17 protein-coding genes are annotated in these 27000 nt (G+C 72.2%); 14 read left to right on the top strand and 3 right to left on the bottom strand.

The genetic code is table 11. The annotated features are described in order from the left end of the window. From ACFY3L_RS21205 to ACFY3L_RS21170, 8 genes are all read left to right on the top strand, one after another. Entirely contained in the window at nt 1-741 is a 741-nt protein-coding gene (locus tag ACFY3L_RS21205; RefSeq protein ID WP_389326414.1) for an ROK family protein, read from the top strand. 37 nt (nt 742-778) lie between these two features. Continuing rightward, a complete protein-coding gene (locus ACFY3L_RS21200; protein WP_389326411.1) occupies nt 779-2809 on the top strand; it encodes an alpha/beta fold hydrolase in 2031 nt (676 codons plus the stop codon). 5 nt (nt 2810-2814) lie between these two features. Next, nucleotides 2815-3978, top strand: a complete 1164-nt coding sequence (locus ACFY3L_RS21195) for a nucleotide disphospho-sugar-binding domain-containing protein (RefSeq protein WP_389326408.1) — start codon at nt 2815-2817, stop codon at nt 3976-3978. After that, a complete protein-coding gene (locus tag ACFY3L_RS21190; protein WP_389326405.1) occupies nt 3954-4226 on the top strand; it encodes a DUF2277 domain-containing protein in 273 nt (90 codons plus the stop codon). Before ACFY3L_RS21195 ends, ACFY3L_RS21190 begins: the two co-directional genes overlap by 25 nt. 161 nt (nt 4227-4387) lie before the next feature. Further along, nucleotides 4388-8317: a choice-of-anchor D domain-containing protein gene (locus ACFY3L_RS21185; RefSeq protein ID WP_389326403.1), complete on the top strand. Its 3930-nt coding sequence runs from the start codon at nt 4388-4390 to the stop codon at nt 8315-8317. Between the two features lie 237 nt (nt 8318-8554). Next, nucleotides 8555-9817, top strand: a complete 1263-nt coding sequence (locus ACFY3L_RS21180) for an ABC transporter substrate-binding protein (RefSeq protein ID WP_389326400.1) — start codon at nt 8555-8557, stop codon at nt 9815-9817. Continuing rightward, the gene (locus ACFY3L_RS21175; protein WP_389326397.1) at nt 9814-10782 is read left to right on the top strand and encodes a carbohydrate ABC transporter permease; all 969 of its coding nucleotides are present in this window, start codon (nt 9814-9816) and stop codon (nt 10780-10782) included. The genes ACFY3L_RS21180 and ACFY3L_RS21175 overlap by 4 nt, the downstream gene beginning before the upstream one ends. Before the next feature lie 133 nt (nt 10783-10915). Beyond that, nucleotides 10916-11821, top strand: coding sequence for a carbohydrate ABC transporter permease (locus ACFY3L_RS21170; protein WP_389326394.1), 906 nt, complete (start codon nt 10916-10918; stop codon nt 11819-11821). A 1100-nt stretch (nt 11822-12921) separates the two neighbouring features. On the opposite strand, the gene ACFY3L_RS21165 is transcribed toward ACFY3L_RS21170, so the two are convergent. Continuing rightward, nucleotides 12922-13812: a hypothetical protein gene (locus ACFY3L_RS21165; protein WP_389326391.1), complete on the bottom strand. Its 891-nt coding sequence runs from the start codon at nt 13810-13812 to the stop codon at nt 12922-12924. Continuing rightward, on the bottom strand, nt 13809-15050 hold the full coding sequence (locus ACFY3L_RS21160) for an alpha/beta hydrolase family protein (protein ID WP_389326388.1): 1242 nt from the start codon (nt 15048-15050) through the stop codon (nt 13809-13811). The genes ACFY3L_RS21165 and ACFY3L_RS21160 overlap by 4 nt, the downstream gene beginning before the upstream one ends. Before the next feature lie 165 nt (nt 15051-15215). On the opposite strand from ACFY3L_RS21160, the gene ACFY3L_RS21155 reads away from it, so the two are divergent. The 4 genes from ACFY3L_RS21155 to ACFY3L_RS21140 are packed head-to-tail and all read left to right on the top strand — an operon-like array spanning nt 15216 to nt 21275. After that, on the top strand, nt 15216-15947 hold the full coding sequence (locus tag ACFY3L_RS21155) for an ABC transporter ATP-binding protein (RefSeq protein ID WP_389326385.1): 732 nt from the start codon (nt 15216-15218) through the stop codon (nt 15945-15947). 1 nt (nt 15948) lies between these two features. Then, nucleotides 15949-18459, top strand: coding sequence for an FtsX-like permease family protein (locus tag ACFY3L_RS21150; RefSeq protein ID WP_389326382.1), 2511 nt, complete (start codon nt 15949-15951; stop codon nt 18457-18459). A 9-nt stretch (nt 18460-18468) separates the two neighbouring features. Then, nucleotides 18469-20607, top strand: a complete 2139-nt coding sequence (locus ACFY3L_RS21145) for a histidine kinase (protein ID WP_389326379.1) — start codon at nt 18469-18471, stop codon at nt 20605-20607. Then, nucleotides 20604-21275 (top strand): response regulator, encoded by a 672-nt coding sequence (locus ACFY3L_RS21140; RefSeq protein WP_389326376.1) that lies wholly within the window; start codon nt 20604-20606, stop codon nt 21273-21275. The genes ACFY3L_RS21145 and ACFY3L_RS21140 overlap by 4 nt, the downstream gene beginning before the upstream one ends. A gap of 212 nt (nt 21276-21487) precedes the next feature. Here the strand turns inward: ACFY3L_RS21140 and ACFY3L_RS21135 are convergent, their stop codons facing one another. Beyond that, nucleotides 21488-22591 carry an RICIN domain-containing protein gene (locus tag ACFY3L_RS21135; RefSeq protein ID WP_389326373.1) on the bottom strand — a complete coding sequence of 368 codons (1104 nt, stop codon included), beginning with the start codon at nt 22589-22591 and terminating at the stop codon, nt 21488-21490. A 417-nt stretch (nt 22592-23008) separates the two neighbouring features. Between ACFY3L_RS21135 and ACFY3L_RS21130 the strand changes: the two genes are divergently transcribed. Then, entirely contained in the window at nt 23009-26575 is a 3567-nt protein-coding gene (locus ACFY3L_RS21130) for a choice-of-anchor D domain-containing protein (RefSeq protein WP_389326370.1), read from the top strand. A gap of 172 nt (nt 26576-26747) precedes the next feature. Further along, entirely contained in the window at nt 26748-26999 is a 252-nt protein-coding gene (locus ACFY3L_RS21125; RefSeq protein WP_389326367.1) for a hypothetical protein, read from the top strand. The last annotated feature ends 1 nt before the right edge of the window (nt 27000 follow it).

The raw sequence follows: 27000 nt of genomic DNA, 5'->3' as shown, positions 1-27000 counted from the left end.
ATGGTGACGACGCTGACGATCGACTGCGGTGGCGGCGGGCTCAAGGCCGCTGTGGTCGACGACGCCGACACGCTGTGCTGCGAGCCGGTGCGGGTGCCGACGCCGTACCCGCTGCCGCCGGCCCGCCTCGTCGAGGTGCTGCTCGGCATCGCGGAGGGCCTGCCGGCGGCGGACCGGGTCACCGTCGGCCTGCCGGGGATGATCCGGCACGGGGTCGTCGTCGCCACCCCGCACTACGTCAACGAGGCCGGCCCGCACACGCCGGTCGACCCGGAGCTGTTCGCGCTGTGGAAGGGGTTCGACGCGCGGGCCGAGCTCGGGCGCGCCTTCGCCCGGCCGGTCCTGGTCCTCAACGACGCCGAGGTGCACGGCGCGGCGCTCGTGGAAGGGCGCGGCCTGGAGCTGGTGCTCACGCTCGGCACCGGGCTCGGCAGCGCGCTGTTCGACGAGGGGCGGCTGGCGCCGCACCTGGAGCTGTCGCACGCCCCGTACTCGCGGGGCCGCACCTACGACGACTTCCTCGGCGAGCTGGAGCGCCGCCGGCTCGGCGACCGGCGGTGGTCGCGGCGGGTGCTGCGGATCGTCGACGGGCTGCGACCGGTGTTCCGCTGGGACCGGCTGTACCTCGGCGGCGGCAACGCCGAACGCCTCGTCGTGGCGATGCCGGACGACGTGCAGCTGGTCGCCAACCAGGCGGGGGTCCGCGGCGGGTCCCGCGCCTGGGCGCTCATCGGCGTGTAACGTCGGTTTTGTCCGAAAAGTACCGTACCGTGATGCGGTGACCACGGTATGTGACGACGTGCTGGAGACCGCCCGGGGTGCCGTGTCGGCGCTGCGCGCGCTGCCGCCGCCGGCCGCCGACACCGGCGTCCCGGTCGTCCTGTGCCCGGGCCTGATCGGGTCCAAGGAGGACTTCCTGCCGCTGCTGCCGGCCCTGGCCGCCGCCGGCTACCGCGCCTACGCGTACGACTACCGCGGCCACTACGACGTCGACCACACGGTCGACCATACGGACGACCACAGCATCCGCCGGCACGCCGAGGACCTGATCGCCGTCCTGGACGCCGTCGGCGGCACCGAGGCGCCGCACGTCGTCGGCCACTCCTACGGCGGGTTCGTGGTCCGCGCCGCCGCGCTCGCCCAGCCGCGCCGGCTCGGCTCCGCCGCGTTCATCGGCAGCGGCCCCGGCATGGACGGCCCGAAGCACCGCAAGATTCTCGGCGGCTTCGACCACACGCTGTCGCTGCAGGGCAACGCCGTCATGTGGCCGGTCGTGCGGCGGCTCATCCCCGAGGACGACGTCGCCCGGCGCGAGTTCTGGCGGACCCGGCTGCGGCTGATGCGCCCCGCGTTCGTCCGCGGCGCGCTCGCCGCCCTGGCGGGGGAGTCCGACCGCGCCGACGAGCTGCGCGCCACCCGCCTGTCGCTGCTGGTCATGCACGGCCACCGGGACCGGAAGCTGTGGTCGGCGACCGAGTTCGCCGGCTACGCCGAGCGCGCCGGCGCGACCCTCACGGTCATCGACGGCGCCGCGCACAGCCCCAACCTCGAGCAGCCCGGCGTCACCGCCGAGGCGCTGCTGCGGTTCTGGGCCGGGACCGACCGGCGGCGCGCCCTGCGGACGTTCGTGGACCTGGTCCGCCCGTCCGCGCACGCCGACCCGTACCCGGCCTACGAGCGGCTCCGCCGGGTCACCCCGGTCCTGCCCGTGCAGCTGCCCGGCAAGACGGACGCGGTGGTGCTCACCCGGTACGCCGACTGCGCCCGCCTCCTGCGGGACACCACGTTCGTCAGCGCCGGCGAGGCGCCCGAGCTGCTCACCCCCACCTGGCGCGAGCACCGGCTCGTTCGCTGCCTCTACCAGTCGTTCGGCTGGCGGGAAGGGGCGGCGCACCTGCCGCTGCGCACCGACCTCGCCCGGCGGCTCACCCCGCGCCGCTGCCCCGTGCAGCAGGCCGACGTCGTCGCCGTCGCCGCGTCGGTACTGGACGACTTCGCCGCACAGCTGGCCGGCGGGGCGACCGTCAACCTCGCCGACGCGGTCGCGGTGCCGTTCGCATCCCTGGTCACGGGGCGGCTGCTGGGTATACCGGACGCCGACGCGCTGCGCCTCGGGGCCGCCGCCCGCGCCGGGAGCGCCGCGTTCGAGCCGTTCATGACGCCCCGGCAGCGCACCGCGATGGCCGCGGCTGGCGAGACGATCATCAATGTATTGGAAGCGCACGCCGGCAACGGGCTCCTGGCGCTGGTCCGCGAGCACCGGCCGGACGGCGGCGAGCAGTACCAGGGCGACCTCGCCCTGCTCTACGGCGCCGCCTACGACTCCCCGGCGAGCCTCATCACGCTCGGCGCGCGGCTGCTGCTGGAGCACCCCGCGCAGGCGGCGGCGCTGCGCGACGACCCGGCGCTCGCCGACCAGGCCGTCGAGGAGATCCTGCGCTTCGATCCGCCGGTGCAGGTGGCGGTACGGATCGCGACCGCGCCGTGCGAGTTCGGCGGCGTGCGCGTCACGCCCGGCACGGCGCTGCTCGGCATCCTCGGGGCGGCCAACCGCGACCCTTCGTACACCGCGAACCCCGACGAGTTCGACATCACCCGGCGCACCGCCCGGCCACCGCTGTCGTTCGGCACCGGACGGCACTACTGCCCCGGCTCGGCCCTCGCCCGCACGCACGCCCGGGTGCTGTTCCCCATGCTGCTGCGCCGCTTCCCGGGCCTGCGCCTGGCCGGCCGGCCGCGCTTCCGCGCCCCCGGCACGATGCTGCGCGGCATCGAAGATCTCCCCGTCGTGAACCGAGAGGCATGCTGATGCGGGTGCTGTTCACCATCAACCCGGCGCCCGGGCACCTGTACGCGCTGGTGCCCCTGGCGTGGGCGATGCACCTGCGCGGCCACGACGTCCTCGTCGCCGCGCCCCAGTCGATGGGCCAGCAGATCCGCCGGGCCGGGCTCAGCCACGCCGTCGTCGGCGGTGACGCGTCGTTCTTCGAGCTGTGGCCGCAGCACCTGCGCCTCGGTGGCAACGACACCCTCGACCTGGCCGTCTTCGCCGCCATCGCCGAACGCACCGGCCCCGACATCGTCGCCCTCGCCCGCGCGTGGCGGCCCGACCTCGTCGTCACCGAGCCCGTCGAGTACGCCGCGCCCCTCGCCGCCACGCTGCTCGGCATCCCGTGGGTGCTGCACCACTGGGGGCTGCCCGTCCCCGGCGCCGTCCACCGCGCCGCGCTCGCCGACATCGCCGACCGGCTGCTGCGCCTCGCCGACACCCTCGGCGTCGCGCAGCCGACCGACGCGCCCCTCGCGACCGTGGACACCTGCCCGCCGTCGCTGCGTCCGTCGCCGGAGGACTCCGGTGTGCGGCTGCCGATGCGGTACGTCCCGTACAACAGCGCGAGCACGCTGCCGGAGTGGCTGTTCGCGCCGCGGATGCGCCCCCGAATCTGCGTCTCCATGGGCACCGTGCCGATCCCGGAGGGTGTCGACGGGCTCACCGCCGCCGTCGAGGGCATGCGGGACCTCGACGTCGAGGTGGTCGTCAGCGGCGCCGGCGTGCACGGCATCGAGGACCTGCCGCCCAACGCCCGCCGCGTCGGCTGGCTGCCGCACCACGTGCTGCTGCCGACCTGCGACCTGTTCGTGCACCACGGCGGGTCGGGCAGCTCGATGGCCGCGCTCGGTGCGGGCCGTCCGCAGCTGGTACTGCCGCAGATGTGCGACCAGTTCAGCATCGCCGACCGGTTGACGGCCGCCGGTGTGGCGCGCACCGTGTCCTTCGCCGACCGGTCCCCGGCCGCGGTCCGCGCCGCCGTCCGGTCGCTGCTGGCCGACTCCGCCGTCACCCGCCGGGCCGGCCGGGTCCGCGACGAGATCGCCGCCATGCCCGCGCCGCCGGACGTCGCCGCGACCCTGGCCGGTCTGACGGCCGGCGCGCGACCTGGCATGGTGGAGGCATGTGCAGGAACATCCGGGTACTGAACAACTTCGAGCCGCCGGCGACCGAGGACGAGATCGAGGCCGCCGCCATCCAGTACGTGCGCAAGGTCGCCGGCATGACCCGCCCTTCGCAGGCGAACCAGGCCGCCTTCGACGCCGCCGTCGCGGCCGTCGCCGCCGCGACTCGCGAGCTGCTCGGCCAGCTCGTCACCAACTCGCCGCCGCGCGACCGCAAGATCGAGGCCGCCAAGGCGAAGGCCCGCGCCGCCGAGCGCTACGGCCCCCGCTGAATCCCGCTCGGCCGCTGCCGGTTTGGCTGGTCGCGCGGTGGTTCCAACGTTGACATAGGGGTGTCGCAAAATTTCATAGGGCAGTCAGCATCTTGCGATGAAGGATCGACCAAGTTACGGTTCGATCCTTCATCGTTGCCGTTCCCCGCCAGGAGCGTGTCATGCGTCGTGCCCTCATCCGCCTCCTGCCGGCAGCGCTGACGCTGTCCGCACTGGTGGTCATCGCGCCCCAACCGTCTAATGCCGACATCACCACCGTCTCGGTCGACAACCTGCGCACCGGCTGGGACAGCAACGAGCCGGGCCTGGCGCCGTCGGCAGTGTCCGCCTCCGACTTCGGGCAGCTGTTCTCGGCCACCGTCAACGGCCAGGTGTACGCGCAGCCGATCGTCGCCGGCGGCACCCTGATCACCGCCACGGAGAACAACTGGGTCTACGGGCTCAACCCGGCGACCGGCGCCGTGATCTGGTCCCGCAGCGTCGGACCCGCGTGGCCCGCCTCGGCGATCGGCTGCGGCGACCTGGTGCCCAACATCGGCGTCACCAGCACGCCCGTGTACGACCCGGCGACCGGCGCCGTGTTCTTCATGGCCAAGGTCAACGACGGGCCCGACGCCGACCACCCGCACTTCTACCTGCACTCGATCAACCCCGCGACCGGCGCCGAGCGGGCCGGCTGGCCGGTGACGATCCAGGGCTCGCCGACCAACGACCCGGGCAACACGTTCAATCCGAAGACCGCCGCGCAGCGCCCCGGCCTGCTGCTGCTCGACGGCGTCGTCTACGCCGGGTTCGCCAGCCACTGCGACTACGGCCCGTACGTCGGCTACATCGCGGGCGTGCGCACCACGACGCCGCAGATGACGACGCTGTGGTCCACCGAGGCGGGCCGCAGCAACGGCATGGCCGGCATCTGGCAGTCCGGCGGCGGCCTCGTCTCCGACGGGCCCGGCCGGATCATCGTGTCCACCGGCAACGGCGTCTCACCCGCGCCCGGCCCCGGCACCAGCCCGCCCGGCACCCTGGCCGAGTCGATCATCCGCCTGCAGGTCAACGGCGACGGCTCGCTCACCGCGAAGGACTTCTTCAGCCCGTTCAACAACAGCCGCCTCGACCAGGACGACACCGACTTCGGCTCGGGCGGCCCCATGGCGCTGCCCGCGGGCTTCGGCACCGCCGCCCACCCCAAGCTGCTGGTCCAGACGGGCAAGGACGGCCGCGTGTACCTGCTGGACCGCGACAACCTGGGCGGCAACGCGCAGGGGCCGGGCGGCGGCGACGCGTCCGTCGGCCCGCCGGCCGGGCCGTACAACGGCGTCTGGGGGCACCCGGCGTTCTGGGGCGGCGACGGCGGCTACGTGTACCAGGTCGAGAACCAGGGCTTCCTGCGCGCGTTCAAGTACGGGGTCAACGGCGCCGGCCTGCCTGTGCTCACCTCCGCCGGGACCAGCGCGTCGACGTTCGGCTACACGTCCGGCTCGCCGGTCGTGACGTCCACCGGTACCACCTCCGGAAGCGCCATCGTGTGGGCCGTCTACAGCGACGGGTCCAGCGGCGCCAACGGCCAGCTGCGCGCCTACGACGCGCTGCCGGTCAACGGCCGGCTCAACCTGCGCTACAGCGCGCCGATCGGGGTCGCGACCAAGTTCGTCACCCCGGCGACCGACGGCGGGCGGGTCTTCGTCGGCACCCGCGACGGGCACGTCATCGGGTTCGGCCGGCCAACCACGGCGGCGCTGACGAGCGGGCCCACCGACTTCGGCAACGTCGCGGTCGGCAGCACCGCCAACGCGACCGTCACCGTCACCGCGACCCGCGCCGTCTCGATCACCGCGATCTCGACCGCCGCGCCGTTCGCCGCCACGCCGCCCGCCCTGCCGGTGAACCTCACGATCGGGCAGACCCTGTCGGTGCCGGTGCGCTTCACGCCGTCCGCGACCGGCGGCGCCACCGGCAGCCTGACCTTCACCACCAACGCCGGCACCGTGCCGTTCGACCTGCACGGCGTCGGCACCAGGCCCGGGCTCGGCGCCACCCCGTCGACGCTGTCCTTCGGCACCGTGCCGACCGGGGCCAACAAGACCCTCGGCGTCAGCGTGACCAACACCGGCACGTCCGCGGTGACCATCACCGGCTTCACGCCGCCGGCCGCGCCGTTCACCGCCACCGGCGTCCCCGCCACCGGCACGACCCTCGCCGCGGGCGCCTCCGTGTCGGTCTCCGTCCGGTACGCGCCTGTTGCTTCCGGGGCGGCCAACAGCACGTTCATCGTCACCAGCAGCGCCGGCTCCGTCACCGTCCCGGTCACCGGCACCGCCGTCACGGGGGCGCCGCAGCTGACGATCACGCCCAACCCGGTCCAGTTCGGCCAGGTGCCGGTCGGGCAGACCGCGACCGCGGTCTTCGACATCGCGAACACCGGCAACATCACACTGACCCTGACCAAGGCGGCGCCGCCGGTCGGCGCGTTCAACACCACCACGCCCGTGTCGGAGGGGCAGCAGCTGTCGCCCGGCGACATCATCCACCAGACGGTGACCTTCACGCCCACCTCCGCCGGACCGCAGTCGGCGGTGTACTCGATCACCGGCGACGACGGGCAGGGCGCGGTCCTCGTGCAGCTCACCGGCACCGGCGTCACCACCGGCACCACGAACCTGGCGCTGGGCAAGCCGGTGAGCTCGTCGAGCGCGCAGGGCGGCTATCCGGCGACCAACGCGGTCGACGGCGACGTCAACTCGTACTGGGAGAGCGCCAACAACGCGTTCCCGCAATGGATCCAGGTCGACCTCGGCACCACCGCGACGGTCGGGAAGGTGGTCCTTCGTCTTCCGCCCGCCGCCGCGTGGGCCGCCCGGCGGCAGACGGTCGCGGTCCTCGACGGCGCCACCGGTGCTGTGCTCCGACCCGCGGCTGACGTGGTGCTCGACCCGGCCACCGGCAACACGGCGGACATTCCGGTCACGGCCTCGGTGCGCTACCTGCGGCTGCAGATCACCGGGAACACCGGCTGGCCGGCCGGGCAGGTGTCGAGCCTGGAGGTGTACGGATCCGGCGGCGGGACCCCCGCGCTGACGCTCAGCCCGGCGTCGCTGGCGTTCGAGGACACCACGGTCAACGACAACAGCGACTGGCAGACGGTGGTGGTCACCAACACCGGCACCGGACCGGCGACGGTCTCCGGGATCACCGCCACCGGCGACTTCACCCGGACGACCACCTGCGGCACGGTCATCGCCGCCGGCGCCAACTGCACGGTCACCGTCACCTTCCACCCGGCCGCGGCCGGCACCCGGACGGGTTCGCTGACCGTCGCGTACGGCGGCTCCTCGGCGTCGGTGGCGCTGTCCGGCAAGGGCGTGTCGGCGGGCACGGCGACGCTGACCGCGAACCCGGCGTCGCTCAACTTCGCCGCCACGACCGTCGGCTCGTACAGCGGGGCGCAGGCCGTGACGATCAGCAACACCGGCACCGCCGCGGCCTCCGTCGCCTCCATCACCGCCGCCGGCGACTACACGGTGGCGAGCGGCTGCGGCACGTCGATCGCGGCCGGGGCGAGCTGCACCGTCAACGTCACCTTCCGCCCCACCGCGACCGGCACCCGGGCCGGCTCGCTGACCGTCACCTACGGCGCGTCCACGCTGAGCGTGGTCCTGTCCGGGCAGGGTGCCTCGGCGAGCGGGACCAACCTGGCGCTGAACCGGCCGACCACCCAGTCGTCCAGCACCCAGGTGTACGGCTCCGGCAACGCCGTCGACGGCAACGCCAACACCTACTGGGAGAGCGCCAACAACGCCTTCCCGCAGTGGATCCAGGTCGACCTCGGCTCGTCCGTGTCCGTCGGCAAGGTCACGCTGCGGCTGCCCCCGTCCACGGCGTGGGCGGCCCGCACCCAGACGGTGACGATCACCGACGGCGCGACCGGTGCGATCCTCCGGCCTTCGGCGGCCGTCGCCTTCGACCCGGCGACCGGCAACACCGCGATCCTGTCCTTCCCGGCGGGGAACGTGCGGTACCTGCGGATCACCATCACCGCGAACAGCGGCTGGCCCGCCGGCCAACTGTCCGAAGTGGAGGCGTACAGCCTCTAGCCTTTTCGCCACCCGGCACGAACCGCCCGAGGTCATGGTCTGACCTCGGGCTTTTCGGCGGATCGAACCATACTTTGGGTTGTGATATAAGTCGTCCGAGCGTCTTGGGTTATCCCCCGTACGACGCCGTCGATCGAACCGGACGTTCATCACCAAACGACTTCCGTGAGCACTAGGTTCACTCGACGACATGAGTGACCCGGATTCGCCCGCCAGCGAGGCCACGGGAGGTTCGACGTGTGGAAGGGCCGCCTGGCCATCATCTCGCTGCTCGTCGTGTCACTGCTCGCGTCCCTGTCGATGCTCACCGTCGGCGGCGCGAGCGACGACCAGCTCGAGGTCTACTCATGGTGGACCGGACCCGGTGAGGAGGAGGGCCTGGCCGCGATGGCCGAGTCCTTCGAGGCGTCGAACCCCGGCATCCGCTTCGTCAACGCCGCCGTCTCCGGCGGCGCCGGCTCCAACGCCAAGGCGATTCTGGCCAGCCGGCTGCTCGCCAACGACCCGCCCGACTCCTACCAGCGCCACGCCGGCCTGGAGCTGCTCGACGACGTCCGGTCCGGCAAGGTTCAGGACCTGACAACGTTGTACGAGGAGCAGGGCTGGCGGAAGGTCTTCCCGAAGGGCCTGCTGGACAACCTGACCATCGACGGCAAGATCTACGCCGTCCCCGTCAACATCCACCGGGCGAACCTCATCTGGTTCAACCCGCGCGTCCTTCGTGAGCTCGGCATCGCCGGCCCGCCGAAGACGTGGGCGGACTTCCTGACCCAGGCCGCGCTGATCAAAGGCAAGGGCAAGGTGCCGCTCGCCGTCGGCCCCGAGTGGACCCAGAAGCACCTCATGGAGACCGTCCTGCTCGGCGAGCTCGGCGCCGACTCCTACGAGCGCCTCTTCTCCGGCGACATCAGGTGGACCTCGCCCCAGGTCACGTCGGCACTCGACATGTTCAGCAAGGTCCTCGCCAACTCCGACGTCCGCTCCGCGGCCGGGGACTGGCAGCCGCAGCTCGACCGGGTCGTCGAGGGCTCGGCCGTCTACGCCGTGATGGGCGACTGGAGCTCCTCCTACCTGGAGCAGGCGAAGAAGCTGCGGTGGCGCGACGGCTACGACGTGGCCACCTCGCCCGGCACCGAAGGCGTCTACGACTTCCTCTCCGACTCCTTCACCCTCCCCACCGGCGTCCGCAGCCCTGACCTGTCCCGCAAGTGGCTCATCGAGTGCGGCTCCGCCGACGGGCAGAACCTGTTCAACCCCCTCAAGGGCTCCATACCCGCCCGTACCGACGCCTCGGCCGACCTCTACAAGGGCTACCTCGGCTGGACCCTGGGGCAGTGGCGCGACCCGAAGACCCGCATCGTCGGCTCTCTCGCCCACGGCGTCGTGGCCAACAACGCCTACAACGCGGAGATCGACTCGGCGCTCGGCCTGTTCGTCCAGCACGGCGACCTCGGCAAGTTCGCCGGCACCGTGCAGCAGCAGTTCCAGGAGACGCGATGACCGCCCCCGTCCACGTGCCGCGGCACTCCAACGCCCCGCCGCACGTCCCCTTCGTCCCGCCGCCGATCCGCCGCCGCAAGCGCCGCGGCCCCGCGTGGCTGGCCGGGCTGCTCCTCGTCTCGCCGTCCCTGATCCTCATCGGCGTCTTCGTCTACGGCTTCCTGGGCTGGAACGTCCGCGTCTCCTTCACCAACTGGCGTGGCCTCTCGCCCTCGTACCACTTCGTCGGCCTGGACAACTACGCACGGTTGCTCCGCGACGAGCGCTGGCACGCCGACGTCCGCAATCTCGTCGTCTTCACCGTCGTCTTCGTCGTCGGCTCCCTCCTGCTCGGCTTCCTCATGGCCATGCTCCTGGACAAGGGCGTCCGCGGCGAAGGCTTCCTCCGCGGCGTCTTCCTCTTCCCGATGGCCATCTCCTTCATCGCCACCGCCATCGTCTGGCGCTGGCTGCTCGACAACGGCTCCGGCGGCGACACGGCCGGCCTCAACAAGCTCTTCGCCGGTCTCGGCCTCGACTTCCTGCGCAGCGACTGGCACAAGTCCGACTCCGTCTGGGCCATCGCGGCCGTCGCCCTCCCCGCCGGCTGGGCTCTCTCCGGCTACGTCATGGCGCTCTTCCTGGCCGGCATGCGGGGCGTCCCCGAGGCCCTCCGCGAGTCCGCCCGCCTCGACGGCGCCAGCGAGACCCAGGTCTTCTGGCACGTCGTCCGCCCGGCGCTGCGCCCCGTCACCTTCAGCGTCCTGCTCATCATGATCCACATCTCGCTGAAGACCTTCGACCTCCTGTACGCCCTGGACCAGGGCAACCTCCGCATCGACACCCCGTCGCTCTACATGTGGTTCACCACCTTCGACGGCGGCTTCTACGACCGCGGCTCCACCATCGCCACCGTCCTCCTCGTCGGCGTCACCCTCGTGGTCGGCCCCTACGTCTGGTACGCCCTCCGCACGGAACGGCGGTAACCCGCATGCCTTCCACTGCTCCGGATCACGTCGTCCCGTTTCTCGTCCCGTTTCTCGTCCTGCTTCTCGTCCCGCGTCTCGTCCCGCGTCCCGTCCTGCTTCTCGTCGCGCTTCCGGAACGGGGGTAGTCCGCATGGTGCGCGCCACCGCCGCAGTGCCCCGGCACGTGGTCTCCGACCCGATCCCGCCCGCCGCGTCGAAAGCCGCCGGCGGCGCCCGCAGCGTCGTGCGGTACGTCGTGCTGTGGGCCCTCGCGTGCTTCTTCCTGCTCCCCGTCTACGTCCTGGTGGTCACCTCCTTCAAGGACCCCGTCGACGTGTCGGCGACGCGGATCTGGGAGCTGCCGACCAGCCTGTCGCTGGACAACTTCGGCCTCGTCTGGCCCAAGCTCGCCTCCGGCTTCCGCAACAGCCTCTCCCTCGCGATCCCCGCCAGCCTGCTCTCGGCCCTCCTCGGCTGCGCCAACGGCTTCGTCCTGTCGAAGATCCGCTTCCCGTTCGCCAACGTCGTCTTCCCGCTGATCCTGTTCGGGATCTTCGTGCCCTACCAGGCCGTCATCATCCCCGTCTCGCAGACCATGACCGCGGTCGGTCTCCGCGGCGGCAACGACCCGACCGGCGGCCTCGCCGGCCTGATGCTCATCCACATCATCTACGGCCTGCCGATCACGACCCTCATCTTCCGCAACCACTTCGTCGCCCTGTCCAACACGCTCCTGGAGTCGGCCCGCCTCGACGGCGCCGGGATCCTGCGCAGCTTCGTCGACATCGCCGTGCCCCTCGCCAAGCCGGCCTTCGCCGTGGCGATCATCTGGCAGTTCACCTCCTCGTGGAACGACTTCATGTTCGGCGCCATGATGACCAGCCGCGACTCCTGGCCCGTGACGATCGCCCTGAACAACATCGCCGGCGGCCAGTCCGTCCCCTTCGGCCAGGCGATGGCCGGCGCCCTGCTCGTGAGCCTGCCCACACTCGCCCTCTACGTCATGCTGGGCCGCTTCTTCATGCGGGGGCTGCTCGCCGGCACCCTGCAGGACTGAACATGGGTGCCTCCACCGTCCCCCCATAGGCAGAATTCCCGATGCGCCGACACCGCCCAGCCGCGATGCTTCCCTCCGACGGTGATTCCGACCAAGGAGGTTGTGACATGAACGGCACCACCCGCGGCTGGGCAGGCCCAAGCCTCACCACCGCTCCTGGATGACCACCCTTCCCAGCCCGACCCGTCCGCCCCCGGACCCGGACCGACGCACCAGGCGTGGCATCTGCGGGACAAGGTGGCGGTGCGGGGCACGGAGCCGGCGGCCGAGGGCTGGGTCGAACGGGAGCCGCAGAGCCTGAGGGATCTGCTGTCGCCCCGGTCGCAGCCCGGCCGGGCTCGACCGAGGTGCCATGCCGACTCCGATCGCGGCCTGGCCGGTGTGGCGCTCGGCTGCGGTCGCAGTCCGACGCTGGCTGCGGCCTGGCCGGTGTGGCGCTCGGCTGCGGTCGCAGTCCGACTTTGACTGCGGCCTGGCCGGTGTGACGCCGAACCGTGGTGGCGACCCTGGTGTGGCGTCTGGACGACGGTCGCCGGCTGGCTCTCGGTCGCGCCCCTGCCCGGTGTCGCGCTCGGCCGTGATGGCAGGCCGACTCCGGTCGCGGCTTGGCCGGTGCGGGATCTGGACCGCGGTCGCTGCCCGGTTCTCGGTCGCGCCGGTCGCGGCTTGGCCGGTGTAGGGCCTGGACCGCGGTCGCTGCCCGGCTCTCGATCGCGCCCCTGGCCGGTGTCGCACTCAGGCCGCGGTGGCACGCCGACTCTGATCGCGGCCAGGCCGGCGTGGCGCCCGGATCCCGGTGGCAAGCCGACTCCCGTCGCAACTGGCCCGTATGGCCCCTGGATCACAGTGGCAGGCCCACCCCCGTCGCGGTCATGCCGGCATGGCATTCGGGCCGCGGTCGCAGCCGACTCACTTCGCGGCCTGAACGGTCCGGCGCTCGATCACGATGGCAGGCCCACCCCCGTCGCTGCCCCGCCGGCACGGCGCCCCGATCGCATCCGACACCCACATCGCCGCCGTCCACGCGACTGCCGCCGGTCGAAGCTCCACGGCCCGGCTTGTCGCCGCCCAAGCCCGCGACCGGCCGTCGCCCGCGGTGCTCAGGTGATCTGGCGAATCTGGGTCGCACGGCCGCACTCGCAACGGAACCCGCAGATCGCGCCACCCACGCCGCCGAACTCGCCGGCCTGTAGCTGCCCGACGAACCACATCGGCCGGCCGCAGCAGACAGGCCACCGCGGAAACGCCTGCGACCACGCGGGCCGCCCACCGAGCCGCCCCACGTCGTCCCACCGGCGTTCGCCGGCCGGCGCGAGCCGCAACCGCGGCGGCTCGGGGTCGCCGTCGGGTGGATGGCCCGGGCACGACTCGACGCGCTCCTCGTCGAACCTCCCGAACGCCCAGCCGTAGCCGATGCGCACATCCTCGTCGGCGTCGCACTCCGAGCAGAGGCTCAGCACGAACGCGTGCCCGCCGCCCCGCACGACCGCCGGCAACAGCGCGTCGCTCACCAGCAGCGGCACCGAGAGCGGCAGCGCACAGCCCAGCCCGCGCGGATCCTCGAACACCGAGCCCGGGTCGACGAACGTCGTCAACCGCGGATCGGCCGTGCGCGCAGTCACGATCGTCCGTCCCTGCGGCAGGTAGCGCCGCCTCGCCGGGCCGTCCGCCGGCACCCACACGCCCCGCGCCCCGCACATCTGGCGAACCGCGTCGAACGAGCGGGCCAACTGCCCCAGATGCGCCAGCGACCGGTCGGTGTCGGCCCCGAGCAGCAGGTCCACGCGGGCTGAGTCGATGTCGGCGGGCGACCCGCGCCGCCACGGATCGACCGGTGGTGACTCGGCGACCCGGTCGGCGAGCCGGTCCACGAGCTCGTCGGGGGCGTGCTCCGAGGTCCGCCAGAACCCGGCCCGGTCGGCGCCGACGAGCCGGGCGACGGCCGCATCGGTGAAGTCCTCCAGCACCGCGCCGCGGTAACGCCCGCTCATGCCACGAACCTGATCTCGGGATACCGCGGTGACGCCGCGTCGAGCAGCCTGGAGTCGGCGCCGGAGCCGTGTAGGTGCAGGTCGAAGAACGCACCCACGTACGCCCTGACGACCGCAGTTACCCGCGCCCCGTCGATCGTGCCGTAGGCGTCGCCGGTCTGCGCGCCCGGCAGCGCCGCGAGCGTCGGGACCATCAGCACCGAGTCGTGGAACGACAGGTGCCGCGCGCCGGGCATCCTCAGCTCGCGGTGCCAGCCGCGCAGGTGGCCGGCGAACACACCCCAGCCCGGCGTGTTGCCACGGTCGGTGTCGCCTGCCGCGAACAGCAGAAACGGCCGGTCGAGTCCCGCTGCGGCGTCTGTACCGTAGAGGGCGCCGTCGAGGTTGATTCCCGCGCTGATCCGACGGTCGTCGTGCATCGCCTGGGCGGCGGTGGCGCCGCCGAGCGAGTGGCCGACGGCGCCGATGTGCGTCAGGCGCAACGAGCCGAGGGTCCCGGCCGGGAGGCGGCGCCGCTCGACGTCGGGATTGCCGCCGTCGTTGAGGATCGCCAGACGGTCCAGCACGAACCGCAGATCCGCCGAGCGGACCGCGACCATCTTCGCCGCGAACTCGTCGAGCTGGGCCGGGTCCTCGATCTGCGCGATCAACGGCGTGATCGTGTTGGGCTCGACCCGGCCGCCGGGGAACTCGACGGCGAGCGGGTCGTGGGTGTGGTCGACGGTCGCCACGACGAAGCCGCGGCTGGCCAGATCCTCCACCAGTGCCGCGCTGGAGTTGCGCTCGGCGCCATACCCGGGTGAGAACAGCACCACCGGCCAGCCACCACGCCGCGCGGCGATCGGCGCGCCCGTGTGCCCGTGGGTGCGGACCTCCGCCAGGCCAGGCAGGTCCCGCTGGACACCGCTGACCGTCTCGGCCAGGTCCCGGCCGACGGGCCCCGCCTCGGCCTGGGTCAGCCACGGTGCCGGTGGGCCGGCCGGATACGCGGCCGGATACCACAGCTGCACCATGAGCTCCCTGGGCCGGGCGGGCGCCACCCACGGGTCGGTCCTCGCCGGGTCGACCAGATGCAGCGGCACCGTCCCGATCGGGTGCGGCCCGGTCGGTGCGGGCAGCTGGAACGCGGGCCTGGCACCCCGCGGCGCGGCGGCGGCAGGCAAGGCGGGCAAACCGAGCGCGGCGCAGACGGCGGCAGCTCCCAGCAGTCGGCGACGGGACAAGTACATGTGGCGCATCGCGAATCCTCTCGCTCGGGTGCCGCCGAAGTTAGCCCCGCCCGCGCCGCCGTGTCGTCCTCCCGCGGACCGACCCGAAACTGCCCGTGTCCGACCTGAGTAGGACACCCATGGTGTGCTTGACGACGACGACGCGCGACCCGCGCCGCGCCTACCTTGCCTCCCATGACAACGACGCTCGCGGTCGAAGTGACCGACCTCGTGAAGGTGTATGGCACAGGCGACACCACGGTGCGCGCCCTGGACGGCGTCGGCGTCGCGTTCCCCGCCGGCGAGTTCACCGCGATCATGGGCCCGTCCGGGTCCGGCAAGTCCACGCTGATGCACTGCCTCGCGGGGCTGGACAGCGCGACGTCCGGCTCGGTCCGGCTGGGCGGCACGGAGCTGACGGGCCTGTCCGACAAGGCGCTGACGCTGCTGCGCCGGGAGCGGGTCGGGTTCATCTTCCAGTCCTTCAACCTGCTGCCGACACTGACCGCCGAGCAGAACATCCTGCTGCCGTTCGACCTCGCCGGCCGCAGGCCCGACCACCGGCGGCTGGCGCAGGTGGTGTCGGTGCTCGGCCTCGGCGAGCGGCTGCGGCACACGCCCAGTCAGCTGTCCGGCGGTCAGCAGCAGCGGGTGGCGTGCGCCCGGGCGCTGCTCGGCCGGCCCGACGTGATCTTCGCCGACGAGCCGACCGGCAACCTCGACTCCCGCACCGGGGCCGACGTCCTCTCCGTCATGCGCCGCAGCGTCCGGGAGCTGGGCCAGACGGTGGTCATGGTGACCCACGACCCCGTCGCCGCCTCCTACGCCGACCGGGTCGTCATGCTCGCCGACGGCCGCATCGTCGACGAGCTGCGCCACCCCACGCCCGAGGCCGTGCTGGACCTGCTCAAGCGGCTGGGGGCCTGACATGCGACGCACCACACTGTCCGGGCTGCGGCCGCGGCGCCTCGTGCCCACCGCGCTGGCCATCGTGCTCGCCGTCGGGTTCGTCGCCGGCATCATGATCTTCGGCGACACGACCCGCGCCGCTTTGCTCGACGAATACGCCCGCTCCGCCCGCAACGTCGACCTCGCCATCACCGCCGCCGACCGCACCCGTCTGCAACTGTCCACAGTGGAGGAGATCGGTCGGTTGGACGGCGTCACCGGCGTCGAAGGCCGCATGGCGGAGCAGGCGCCACTCATCGACCGCGCCGGTCGTCTCGTCACCGAGTTCGGCGTTCCCGGCCACGCCGTCGACGTCGGCGAGCGCGCCGAGCTGCGCCCGTTCGACCTGCGCACGGGTGGGCTGCCGCAGGCCGACGGCGACGCGGCGCTCGACGCCCGAAGCGCCCGGCGCACCGGCTACCAGGTCGGCGACACCATCGCGCTGGTCGGCGCCGACGAGCAGCGGCACGAGTTCCGGCTCGTCGGCATCGTCGATATCACCGGTGTCGACGGTGGCAACACGTCCACCGTCGTGCTCACCCGGCCGGCGCTCGTGCGGCTCACCGGTGCCACCGGCTTCCGCGAGGTCGTCGCGACCGTGGCCGACGGCACCGCACCCGCGGCCGTCCGCTCGCACGTCACGGCGCCGGGGAAGGTGCGCACCGGCGACCAGCTGCGGCGCGACCTGGCCAGGGAGGCGTTCGGCCAGATCGACAGCCTGCTCGTCGCGCTGCAGCTCTTCGCGGTCGTCGCGGTGCTCGTCGCCGCCCTCGTCATCGCCAACACGTTCAACATCCTGCTCGCCCAGCGCATGCGGGAGACGGCGCTGTTGCGGTGCGTCGGCGCCACCCGCGCGCAGGTGTTCCGGCGGGTCGTCGCCGAGGCCGCCGCGGTCGGGCTCACGGGCGCGGCGCTCGGGATCGGTGTCGGCGTCGCGATCGGCTTCGGGCTGTGCCGCGGAGCCGCCCTGCCAGGCATCGGGCTGCCCAGCGGTCGACTGGTTGTCGGTGTTTCGCCGGTACTGGTGGCGCTGCTCCTCGGTGTGGTCCTGACGACCGTGTCGGCGCTGGTGCCCGCGATCCGGGCGACCCGGGTGCCACCGATCGCGGCGCTGCGGATCACGCCGTTCGGTCGCGGCGGCGGCGGGCGCGGGCGGGTCGTGCTGGTGATGTCCGCGGCGCTGCTCGTCGTCGCGGGGGTCGCGCTGACCCTGGCCGGGATGCGCACCGGCGATCCGCAGACCGCGATGGTGATCGTCATGGCGGGTGGCACGAGCGTGTTCCTCGCGGTGCTGCTGCTCCTGCCGCTGTTCATCGGACCGCTGGTGTCCGCCGTCGGATGGTTGCCGGTCCGCCTCGCCGGCGCGCCGGTCCGCCTGGCCGTCGCCAACGCCAGGCGTAACCCGGGCCGCACGGCGGCGACCACGGCCGCGCTGCTCGTGGGCGTCGCGTTGATGGCCGGTGGCAGCACCATCGCCGCGACCGTCAACCGCACCGCCGAAGCCCAGCTCGACAAGGCGTTCCCCGTCGACTTCCTGCTCACACCCGCGGTCACCGGCGGCGACCGGCCGGCGACCGTCCCGGCGGCGGTGACCGCGGAACTGCGCGCCGACCCCGCCTTCGACCTCGTCGTGGCGGTCCGGCAGGACAATGCGAAGACCACTGGCGGCGGGCTGCTCGTCGGCACCATCGACGAGGGTGCGATCGGCACGGCGTACCGGCCTGTCGTCTCCGCCGGGCGGCTGGCGGACCTGCGGCCCGGGACCGCCGTCGTGGCCAGCGGCTCAGACGCTCTCTCCGGACGGCGGGTCGGCGACCAGCTCCGGCTGACAGGCCCGGGCGGCCACACGATCACGGTGACGGTCGCTGCGACGGTCCAGAGCGCGACGCTCGTCGGCGACGTCATGGTCACCGCCGCCGACTACAAGGCGCTGTTCCCGGCCGCTTCCGGGGACTCGCTCGTCATGCTCCGCGCCGCGGACGGTGTGCCGGCGACGAGCGCACGCCACCGGCTCGACGCAGCCCTCGCGACGCACCCCCTGGTCCAGGTCGGCGACCTCGCGGAGTTCCGCGACGAACGCAACGCCGCGATCGACCAGATCGTCGCCGTGATCGCCGTCCTCCTCGCGCTGGCGCTGATCATCGCGCTCGTCGGCATCGCCAACACGCTGTCGTTGTCGGTGCTGGAGCGGACCCGCGAGTCCGCGCTGCTGCGGGCGCTCGGCCTGACCCGCGTGCAGCTCCGCGTGACGCTGCTCGCCGAGGCGGTACTGATGGCCGCCGCCGGCGCGGTCGTCGGGGTGGTGTTCGGCCTCGTCTACGGGTGGCTCACCGCGGAAGCGGCGTTCGGGGACGTCGACACCCTGATCGCGATCCCGGTCGCGCAGCTGGGAGTGTTCGTCGGGCTCGCGACGCTCGCAGGCGCACTCGCCGCAGTCCTCCCGTCACGCAGAGCGGCAAACGTCGCGGTCGTCGTAGCACTGGCAGATTGAAGACCTATCGTGGACGACGTGTGGAACGGCGAACACCTCCGGCGTGTCAGGACCTGGCTGTTCGACGGGGGCCTCGCAGGATCCGTGCTGTACGTGACGGTGATGGAGCGCGGGCTGGAGCCGCCCGTCGTCGCGATCGGGCTTGTCATGGCGGCCGCGATGCTGGCCCGGCGCCGCTTTCCGTTGATCGTCGCCTGCCTCGTCTACACGGCGGCGCCGCTGCACCTGATGTTCGACGACGCGATGCGCCTCTATGACATGGCGGTGCTGATGTCGATGTTCGCCGTCGTCAAGTACCGACCCCAGCTGTTCTGGGGCATCCTCGCCGGCGTCGGCGCGGGCATCGGCGTCGTCCTCGGCGCCGCCGTCGAGGCCCGCAGGACCGACAACTTCGGCACCATCACGTGGATCATCGGCACGCTGACCGTCGCTGTGTGGTTCTCCGCGTACGGGGTGAGGACCCGGCTGCTGTACGTGGCGAGCCTCGAGGAGCGGGCCGCCACCCTCGAGCGCGAGCGGGACCACCTCGCCCGTCTCGCCGCCGCCGACGAACGTGCCGCCATCGCCCGCGAGCTGCACGACGTCGTCGCCCACAGCCTGAGCGTGATGATCGTCCAGGCGGACGGCGCCGGGTACACCCTCGACCCGTCCGCGTCGCGGGCCCGCCACGCCCTCGACACGATCGCCGCCACCGGCCGCGACGCCCTCGAGGACATGCGCCGGGTGGTGAGCGTCCTGCGGGGCGCGACCCCCGGCGCCGGGGAGGTGTCCAGGCGGCGCGTCGGCCTGGCGGAGCTCGACCGGCTCGTCGAGCGGGCCGGCCTGCGGGTCGATCTGGAGACGGTGGGCACCCCGGTGGGGTTGAGCGTGGCGGAGGAGCTGACCGCGTACCGCATCGTGCAGGAGTCCTTGACCAACACCCTCCGGCACGCGGGCCCAGATGCGAAGGTGACCCTGCGACTGGAGTACGCGCCCGATCACATCGAGATCGAGGCCACCGACGACGGCGGCGGCCGGCTGCCCGCCGTCGCGAAGAGCTCGGGCGGCCACGGCCTGATCGGCATGCGGGAGCGGGTCGCCCTGCACGGCGGGACGGTGAGCGCCGGCCCGCGGTTCGACGGAGGGTGGACCGTCACCGCCACCATTCCGAGGACACTGCCACCGGCCGTGCCGCCAATGCCTCCGGTGAGCGCGGCCGAGGGGGACGGTGCGCCGGCGGCCGGTGCCCCGGCGGACGCGGTGCGAGCGGAGGGCATCGCGGTGGACGCAGCGCACGCGAACGGAGCTGGGGCGGACGTCGAGCGCGAGGACGGGGCCGGGGCGGACGCGGTGCGAGCGAATGAGGCCGGCGCGGTCGGGAGGCGAGCGGATGGGGCCGGGGCGGATGCGGTGCGGGCGGCTGGAGGCGGGGCGGGGGGCGAGCGTGCGGGTGCGGCTGGGGCGGACACGGTGCCAACGGACGGAAGCGGGGCTGGGGTCGAACGCGTGGGTGCGGCTGGGGCGGACACGGTGCCAACGGATGGAAGCGGGGCTGGGGTCGAGCGTGCGGGTGGGGCCGGGGCGGACGCGGTGCCGACGGACGGCGGTGGGGCGGACGGAGCGCGCGCGGCTGGAGGTGGGGCGGACGTGGGTTGGCTCGACGACAGGCGCCTGAGCGCTGACCACGTTGGTGACCGCGGCAGCCACGGAACGGGCCGGGATGTCGGTCAGGACGGCGGACGGGACGCGGATCAGCGCGGCCGACGGGATGTCGGTCAGGGCGGCGGGCGGGACGCGGATCAGCGCGGCCGACGGGACGCGGATCAGCGCGGCCGACGGGACGCGGATCAGCGCGGCGGACGGGATGTCGGTCGGGTCAGCGGGCGGGATATCGGTCATGGCGGTGGGCGGGATGTGGGTCAGGGCGGTGGGCAGGATGTGGGTCAGGGCGGCAGGCGGGATGTGGGCCAGGGTGTGGGCCAAGGCGGTGAGCGGGGCGTCGGCGAAGGGTCTGGGGGAAACGGGGAGCAGGGCGTTGACGACGTTCGCCGAGGAGGCGAGCGCGGTGGTCATCAGGGCCGGGGCGCCGACCTGGGTGTGCTGAGCGTGGGCGCGGCGGGCAGGGGAGTCGAGGTCGGGATGGTGGCCGGCGGCGGGTGGGGCCGGTGATCCGGGTGGTGATCGTCGACGACCAGGAGCTGATCGTCGCTGGGTTCCGGATGGTGCTGTCGGCGCAGGAGGACATGGTGGTGGTGGGGGAGGCGGGCGACGGGGCCGAGGCGTTGCGGTTGCTGCGGCGGGTGGAGGCGGACGTCGTGGTGATGGACATCCGCATGCCGGTGATGGACGGGATCGCGGCGACCGAGGCGCTGTGTGCGCGGCCGGGTGGGCCGCGGGTGCTGATCCTGACGACGTTCGACACCGATGAGGACGCGTTCGCGGCGTTGCAGGCGGGGGCGAGCGGATTCCAGCTGAAGAACGCGCCGCCGGGGGATCTGCTGGCGGCGATCAGGGCCGTCGCCGGTGGTGACGCGATGGTGGCGCCCCGGGCGACGCGGAGCCTGCTGGACCGGTTCGCGGGGAAGTTCGTGACGGCGCCGCCGGCGGTCGAGGACCCCGAGGCGTTGCGGCGGCTGGCGAGCCTGACGGACCGGGAGCGGCAGGTGCTGCTGCTGGTGGCCGAGGGGCTGTCCAACCCGGAGATCGGGGAGCGGCTCAACGTGGCGGAGACGACCGTGAAGACGCACGTGGGCCGGGTCCTGTTGAAGCTGGAGGTGCGGGACCGGGTGCAGGCGGTCGTGTTCGCGTACGAGGTCGGGTTGGTCCGGCCGGCCTGATCGAGCGGGGAAGGCAGGGTGCGCTTGCGGTCGGCGGTGGTCCGGCCGGCCTGATCGAAGGGGAAGGGCCGGGTGCGCCCAGGGTTGGCGGTGGTCGGGTGGCCTGATCGATGCGGCCGCGCTGGCAAACGCGACGCGCCCCCGATCCGTCTCGAGTGGGGAGGGCCGGGTGCGCCCCAGGCAGGACGCACCCGGTCGAGACGGAGGTCAGGCTAGGGGCGGGCGGCCCAACGCTGGGCGCCGGTGCCGTTGCAGGTCCAGAGCTGGACCTTGGTGCCGTTGGCGGTGCCTGAGGCGTTCACGTCGACGCACTTGCCGGAGCCGGTGCCGGTGATGGAGCCGTTGGCGTTGAAGGTGAACTTCTGGGCGGTGGTGCCGTTGCAGTCCCAGATCTGGATCTTCGTCCCGTCGGCGGTGCCGTTGCCGTTGACGTCGAGGCAGCGGTTGCCGTACACGCGGATCTCGCCAGCGGCGGTGCGGGTCCACTTCTGGTTGGTGCCGCCGTGGCAGTCCCAGATGTGGATCTGGGCGCCGGCGGTGGTGCTGACGCCGGCGACGTCCATGCAGCGGTTCGACTGCGGGTTGACCAGCGAGACGGCGGTGCCGACCGGTGGGATGGTGGGGATGAGGCTGCCGGGCACGGACTGCAGGGCGGAGTACCAGCGGGCCGCCATCTTGTCGTAACCGGTGGCGTTGGGGTGCACACCGTCGGCGAGGTCGGCGGTCGTGATGGCGGAGTGCATGTCGACCAGGTGCGTCATCGGACCCTTGCCGGCGACGATGCCGGGAATCGCCGCGTTGTAGGCCTGGACCCGGGCCTCCTGCGTCGCGTTGGTCTCGGGGGTGATCTGGGCGACGAAGAGCTCGACCGACGGCGCGTTCGCACGGATCTTGTCGATGAGGGCGGACAGCCGGGCCGGGGCGTTGGCGACGTCGTAGTTCTGGTTCATGTCGTTGGTGCCGATGTGCAGGAGGATGGTGCGCGGCGAGGTCGCCTGCAGCCAGCCCACGATGTTGGCGTCGAGCTGGTCGATCCGCCAGCCCGAGTGGCCCTCGTGGTCGTGGTCGCCCAGGGACGCCGGGCCGTTGAAGCCTGACCCGACGAAGTCGACGGTGTACCCGCCGGCGGCGAGCCGCTGCCACAGGTTGATCCGGTAGCCGCCGGGCACGTTGAACCCGTCGGTGATCGAGTCGCCGAGCGGCATGACGCGGACGCCGCCGTTCGACTCGGCCCGGGCCGGGGCCACGGGGGACAGGGCCAGGCTCGCGAGCAGGCCGAGCACGGCTCCGGCGACCAGAGCGAGTTTGCGTCGCATGTACTGCTTCCTCTCGTCTGCCGTCCGAGGGCGGTCCACAGCACGAAGCGGCACGAACGGACCCCGAGCTGCGGCAGCGGACGGTCGCATCGAGTCTTGGCGATGAACATCGAGCGGGGGAGCCCAGTGGCGCGGTGGAGCGCCGAGCGGTCGGGCGGCGAAGCCGAGCGGAACGTGACCGGATGGCTGCTCAACCCTTGCAAGAACACGTTCGAAAGCAGCAAAGATGTGTCTGGATATTGCGCGGCGGTGTCGGTGGAGTTACGGTCCCTCTTGCACCGCCCCGCCAACCGGTGTACAAAACCCACCCCCGCCGTTCGATCGTCACCACCAGCGCCGACCAGCCCGACAACCGCCGACGTCGCGGCAGGCCGGCTGATGCTTGCGCGGCACGGCTCCGTCGAAAGCGAGCAACACATGTTCCGGTCCACTCGAGGTGCCAGGCGGAAAGGGCGTCTCGTCGCCCTGACCGCGGGCACCACCCTCGCTGCCGCGGGCGTCGTCGTCGGTATGACGATGTCGCCGGCCGCGGCGGCCGCGACCGGCGGCGTCGGTGCGACGCTGCCCTATGTCGAGGTGCAGGCGGAGAACGCCGCCACCAACGGCACCGTCATCGGCCCGAGCGCCGCCTACAACACCCTCGCGGGTGAGGCGTCCTACCGCAAAGCCGTCACGCTGCAGGGCAGCGGCAAGTACGTCGAGTTCACCACGCCGGTCGCGACGAACTCGATGGTGTTCCGCTACAGCATCCCGGACAGCAGCAACGGCTCGGTGTACACGGCGCCGATCTCGCTGTACATCAACGGGGTCCGGTCCAACAACTTCACGCTGACCAACGCGTACAGCCACTACTACAGCAGCTACCCGTTCAGCAATCAGCCGGGCAACAACCACCACCACTTCTACGACGAGGTCAACCGCCTCTTCCCGCAGGTCTACCCCGCGGGGACGAAGTTCCGCCTGCAGGTCGACGCGGACTCGACCGCCTCGTCGTACACCATCGACCTCGCGGACTTCGAGAACGTCGCCGGTCCGCTGTCGCAGCCGGCCGGGTCAGTGTCGATCACGAGCAAGGGCGCCGACCCGAACGGCGTCAACGACTCCACCTCCGCGATGAACCAGGCGATCGCCTCGGCGGGCCCCGGCGGCACGGTGTGGATCCCGCCGGGCACGTTCAAGATCCAGGGTCACATCGCGGTCAACAACATCACGATCAAGGGTGCCGGCATGTGGCACTCGAAGACGACCGGTGACCGGATCGGGTTCTACGGCAACTACGCGCCGTCGCCCAGCGCCAACGTGCACCTGTCGGACTTCTCGATCTTCGGCAACGTCCAGGAGCGCAACGACGCCGACCAGGTCAACGGCATCGGCGGCTCGCTGAGCAACTCCACCGTCACCCGGGTGTGGATCGAGCACACCAAGGTCGGCGCCTGGATGGACGGTCCGTTCACCAACCTGGTGTTCGACCAGATGCGGCTGCGCAACTACAACGCCGACGCGATCAACTTCCACAACGGCGTGACGAACTCGAAGGTCACCAACAGCCACGTCCGCAACGCCGGCGACGACGGCCTGGCCATGTGGGCCGAGCAGAACGCGGACGTGAACAACTCGTTCGACCACAACACGGTCGAGCTGCCGATCCTCGCCAACGGCATCGCGATCTACGGCGGCCACGACAACTTCGTGACCGACAACAAGGTCATCGACGCCGGCCTCAGCCAGGGCGGCGGCATCCACGTCGGGCAGCGCTTCGCCTCGACCCCGATCGGCCGCACCGACGTGCTGCGCAACACGATCATCCGGTCCGGCAACCTCGACCCGAACTGGCAGTTCGGCGTCGGCGCGCTGTGGTTCGACGCCCGCGACGGCGCGATGAACGGCCTGACCAACGTCGACAACATCCTGATCCAGCAGAGCCCGTTCGAGGCGATCCAGTTCGTCTCCGGCTCACAGATCAACAACGTGAAGATCAACAATGCGACGATCCAGAACACCGGCACATTCGTGGCGCAGCTCCAGGTCGCCGGCGCGGCGACGATCACGAACAGCACCGCCACCGGCACGCAGGGCCCCGCGCCGATCTACAGCTGCGGCGTCGGGTTCAACCTCACCGACGGCGGCGGCAACTCCGGCATCTTCGGCTCGACCGCCTGCACGATGCCGACGCCGACGTTCCCGCCGTACCTGCCCGACAACGGCTCCAACATCACCGTCAGCCCGAACGCGCTCGGCTTCGGCTCGGTCGCGACCGGCGGTACCAGCGCGGCACAGGCCGTCACGATCACCAACAGCGGCACCGCGTCGGCCCCGGTCGGCACCATCGCCGTCTCCGGTGACTTCGCGCAGACCAACAACTGCGGCAGCAGCATCGCCGCCGGCGGGTCGTGCACGGTCAGCGTCACGTTCCGCCCGACCGCGGCCGGCACCCGCACCGGCAACCTGAGCGTGACCGCCGCCGGCGTCACCAGCACCGTCCCGCTGTCCGGCACGGGTGTGGCACCCGGACCGGTCGTCAACGCCAACCCGGCCTCGCTGTCCTTCGCCGGTACGGTGGTGGGCGCGTCCGCCCCGACGCAGACGGTGACCTTCACCAACTCCGGCACCACGGCGGCCACGGTCTCCGGGGTCACCACCAGCGGCGACTACAGCCAGACCAACACCTGCGGCTCCCTGGCCGTCGGCGCCTCCTGCACGGTCACGGTGACGTTCACCCCGACCGCGTCCGGCGCACGGACGGGCACGCTGACGGTCACCAGCAACGCCAACAACAGCCCCGCCACGGTCGGCCTGTCCGGCACGGGCATCGGCACCAACACGAACATCGCCCTCAACCGGCCCGCCACCGCCAGCAGCCAGGTCAACGGCACGCAGGCGGCGACCACGGTCACCGACGGCAACGCCGCCACGTACTGGGAGAGCGCCAACAACGCGTTCCCGCAGTGGATCCAGGTGGACCTGGGCGCGACCACCAGCATCGGCAAGGTCACGCTGAAGCTCCCGCCGGACGCCGCGTGGGCGACCCGCCAGCAGACGCTGTCGGTCCAGGGCAGCACGGACGGGTCCAGCTTCAGCACGATCGTCGGCTCCGCCGCGCAGACGTTCAACCCGGCCAGCGGCAACACGGTCAACCTGACCTTCGGGGCGACGAACACCCGGTACGTCCGCGTCAACATCAGCGCGAACACCGGCTGGCCCGCCGGCCAGGTCGCGGAGCTCGAGGTCTACCCGAGCGGCGGCACCACGCCGACCGCGCCGGTCCTCAGCGCCAACCCGACCGGCCTGACCTTCGCGTCGCAGGCGCTGAACACCACCAGCGGCTCGCAGGCGGTCACGATCAGCAACACGGGCACCGCGGCGGCCACCGTCTCGGGTGTGACCACCAGTGGCGACTACCAGCAGACGAACAACTGCAGCTCGATCGCGGTCGGCGCGTCCTGCGTCGTCAACGTGACCTTCCGGCCGACCGCGTCCGGCACGCGGACCGGCACGCTCACGGTCACCAGCAACGCGCAGAACAGCCCGACCACGGTCTCGCTGACCGGCACCGGCGCCGGGGGCACCACCCCCACCAACCTCGCCGCGGGCAAGCCGACCAGCGAGTCCGGCCACGTCCAGGTGTACGGCTCCGGCAACGTCACCGACAGCGACCAGAACTCCTACTGGGAGAGCGCCAACAACGCCTTCCCGCAGTGGGTCCAGGTCGACCTCGGCTCCGCGCAGAGCATCAGCAAGGTGGTCCTGCAGCTGCCCGCCGCGTGGGGCGCCCGCAACCAGACGATCCAGGTCGTCGGCAGCACCAACGGCTCGAGCTTCTCGACGCTGAAGGACACCGCCTCCTACGCCTTCACCGGCGGGGCGGGCAACACCGTCACGATCACGTTCCCGGCGCAGACCCAGCGCTACGTCCGGCTGAACATCACCGCCAACACGGGCTGGCCGGCGGGGCAGATCTCGACCCTCCAGGTCTGGAACATCTGACCCTCCAACGCTCAGGCACGGGGTGCCGCCGGTCTTGCGGGCCGGCGGCACCCCTCTTCCGTGGGAGGCGCCCCGCGGTCGCACCGGCCGTCCGCCTCACCCGGGTGCCGCTGCTCCTGCCGGTGCGCCCGACCAGGCCTGCGGGGCGAGCCTCATCGCCTACAGTGCGGTGATGAGGCTCGTCCCGGTCGTGGAGATGGCGACGTCGCAGGCCACGTATCTCAACCTGGACCACGCGACCCTGGTCGCGCCCGTGCACCTCGACACGAAGGCCCGCATGCTCCGCCGCGACCAGGAGACCTGGGCGGTCACCTTCGTGGTCACGATCGGTGACACGGCGACGGTCTACGCGACGCGCCGTTCGTTCGCTGCCGAACAGGACGCGCTCGCGTGGATCGCCGCCGTGACCGAGGTCGTGCGCTGAG

This window comes from Dactylosporangium sp. NPDC000521 (assembly GCF_042898305.1).
In the GTDB taxonomy this organism is placed as follows: Bacteria; Actinomycetota; Actinomycetes; order Mycobacteriales; family Micromonosporaceae; genus Dactylosporangium.
The sequence above is the reverse complement of the archived record's forward strand: the minus strand, read 5'-3'. Positions and strand labels throughout refer to the sequence as shown.

Bases quoted from the DNA above. Each gene is read 5' to 3' on its own strand.
- ACFY3L_RS21205 (WP_389326414.1), top strand. From the start codon at position 1: ATGGTGACGACGCTGACGATCGACTGCGGTGGCGGCGGGCTCAAGGCC.
- ACFY3L_RS21190 (WP_389326405.1), top strand. From the start codon at position 3,954: ATGTGCAGGAACATCCGGGTACTGAACAACTTCGAGCCGCCGGCGACC.
- ACFY3L_RS21185 (WP_389326403.1), top strand. From the start codon at position 4,388: ATGCGTCGTGCCCTCATCCGCCTCCTGCCGGCAGCGCTGACGCTGTCC.
- ACFY3L_RS21175 (WP_389326397.1), top strand. From the start codon at position 9,814: ATGACCGCCCCCGTCCACGTGCCGCGGCACTCCAACGCCCCGCCGCAC.
- ACFY3L_RS21170 (WP_389326394.1), top strand. From the start codon at position 10,916: ATGGTGCGCGCCACCGCCGCAGTGCCCCGGCACGTGGTCTCCGACCCG.
- ACFY3L_RS21165 (WP_389326391.1), bottom strand. From the start codon at position 13,812: ATGAGCGGGCGTTACCGCGGCGCGGTGCTGGAGGACTTCACCGATGCG.
- ACFY3L_RS21160 (WP_389326388.1), bottom strand. From the start codon at position 15,050: ATGCGCCACATGTACTTGTCCCGTCGCCGACTGCTGGGAGCTGCCGCC.
- ACFY3L_RS21155 (WP_389326385.1), top strand. From the start codon at position 15,216: ATGACAACGACGCTCGCGGTCGAAGTGACCGACCTCGTGAAGGTGTAT.
- ACFY3L_RS21150 (WP_389326382.1), top strand. From the start codon at position 15,949: ATGCGACGCACCACACTGTCCGGGCTGCGGCCGCGGCGCCTCGTGCCC.
- ACFY3L_RS21135 (WP_389326373.1), bottom strand. From the start codon at position 22,591: ATGCGACGCAAACTCGCTCTGGTCGCCGGAGCCGTGCTCGGCCTGCTC.
- ACFY3L_RS21130 (WP_389326370.1), top strand. From the start codon at position 23,009: ATGTTCCGGTCCACTCGAGGTGCCAGGCGGAAAGGGCGTCTCGTCGCC.
- ACFY3L_RS21125 (WP_389326367.1), top strand. From the start codon at position 26,748: ATGAGGCTCGTCCCGGTCGTGGAGATGGCGACGTCGCAGGCCACGTAT.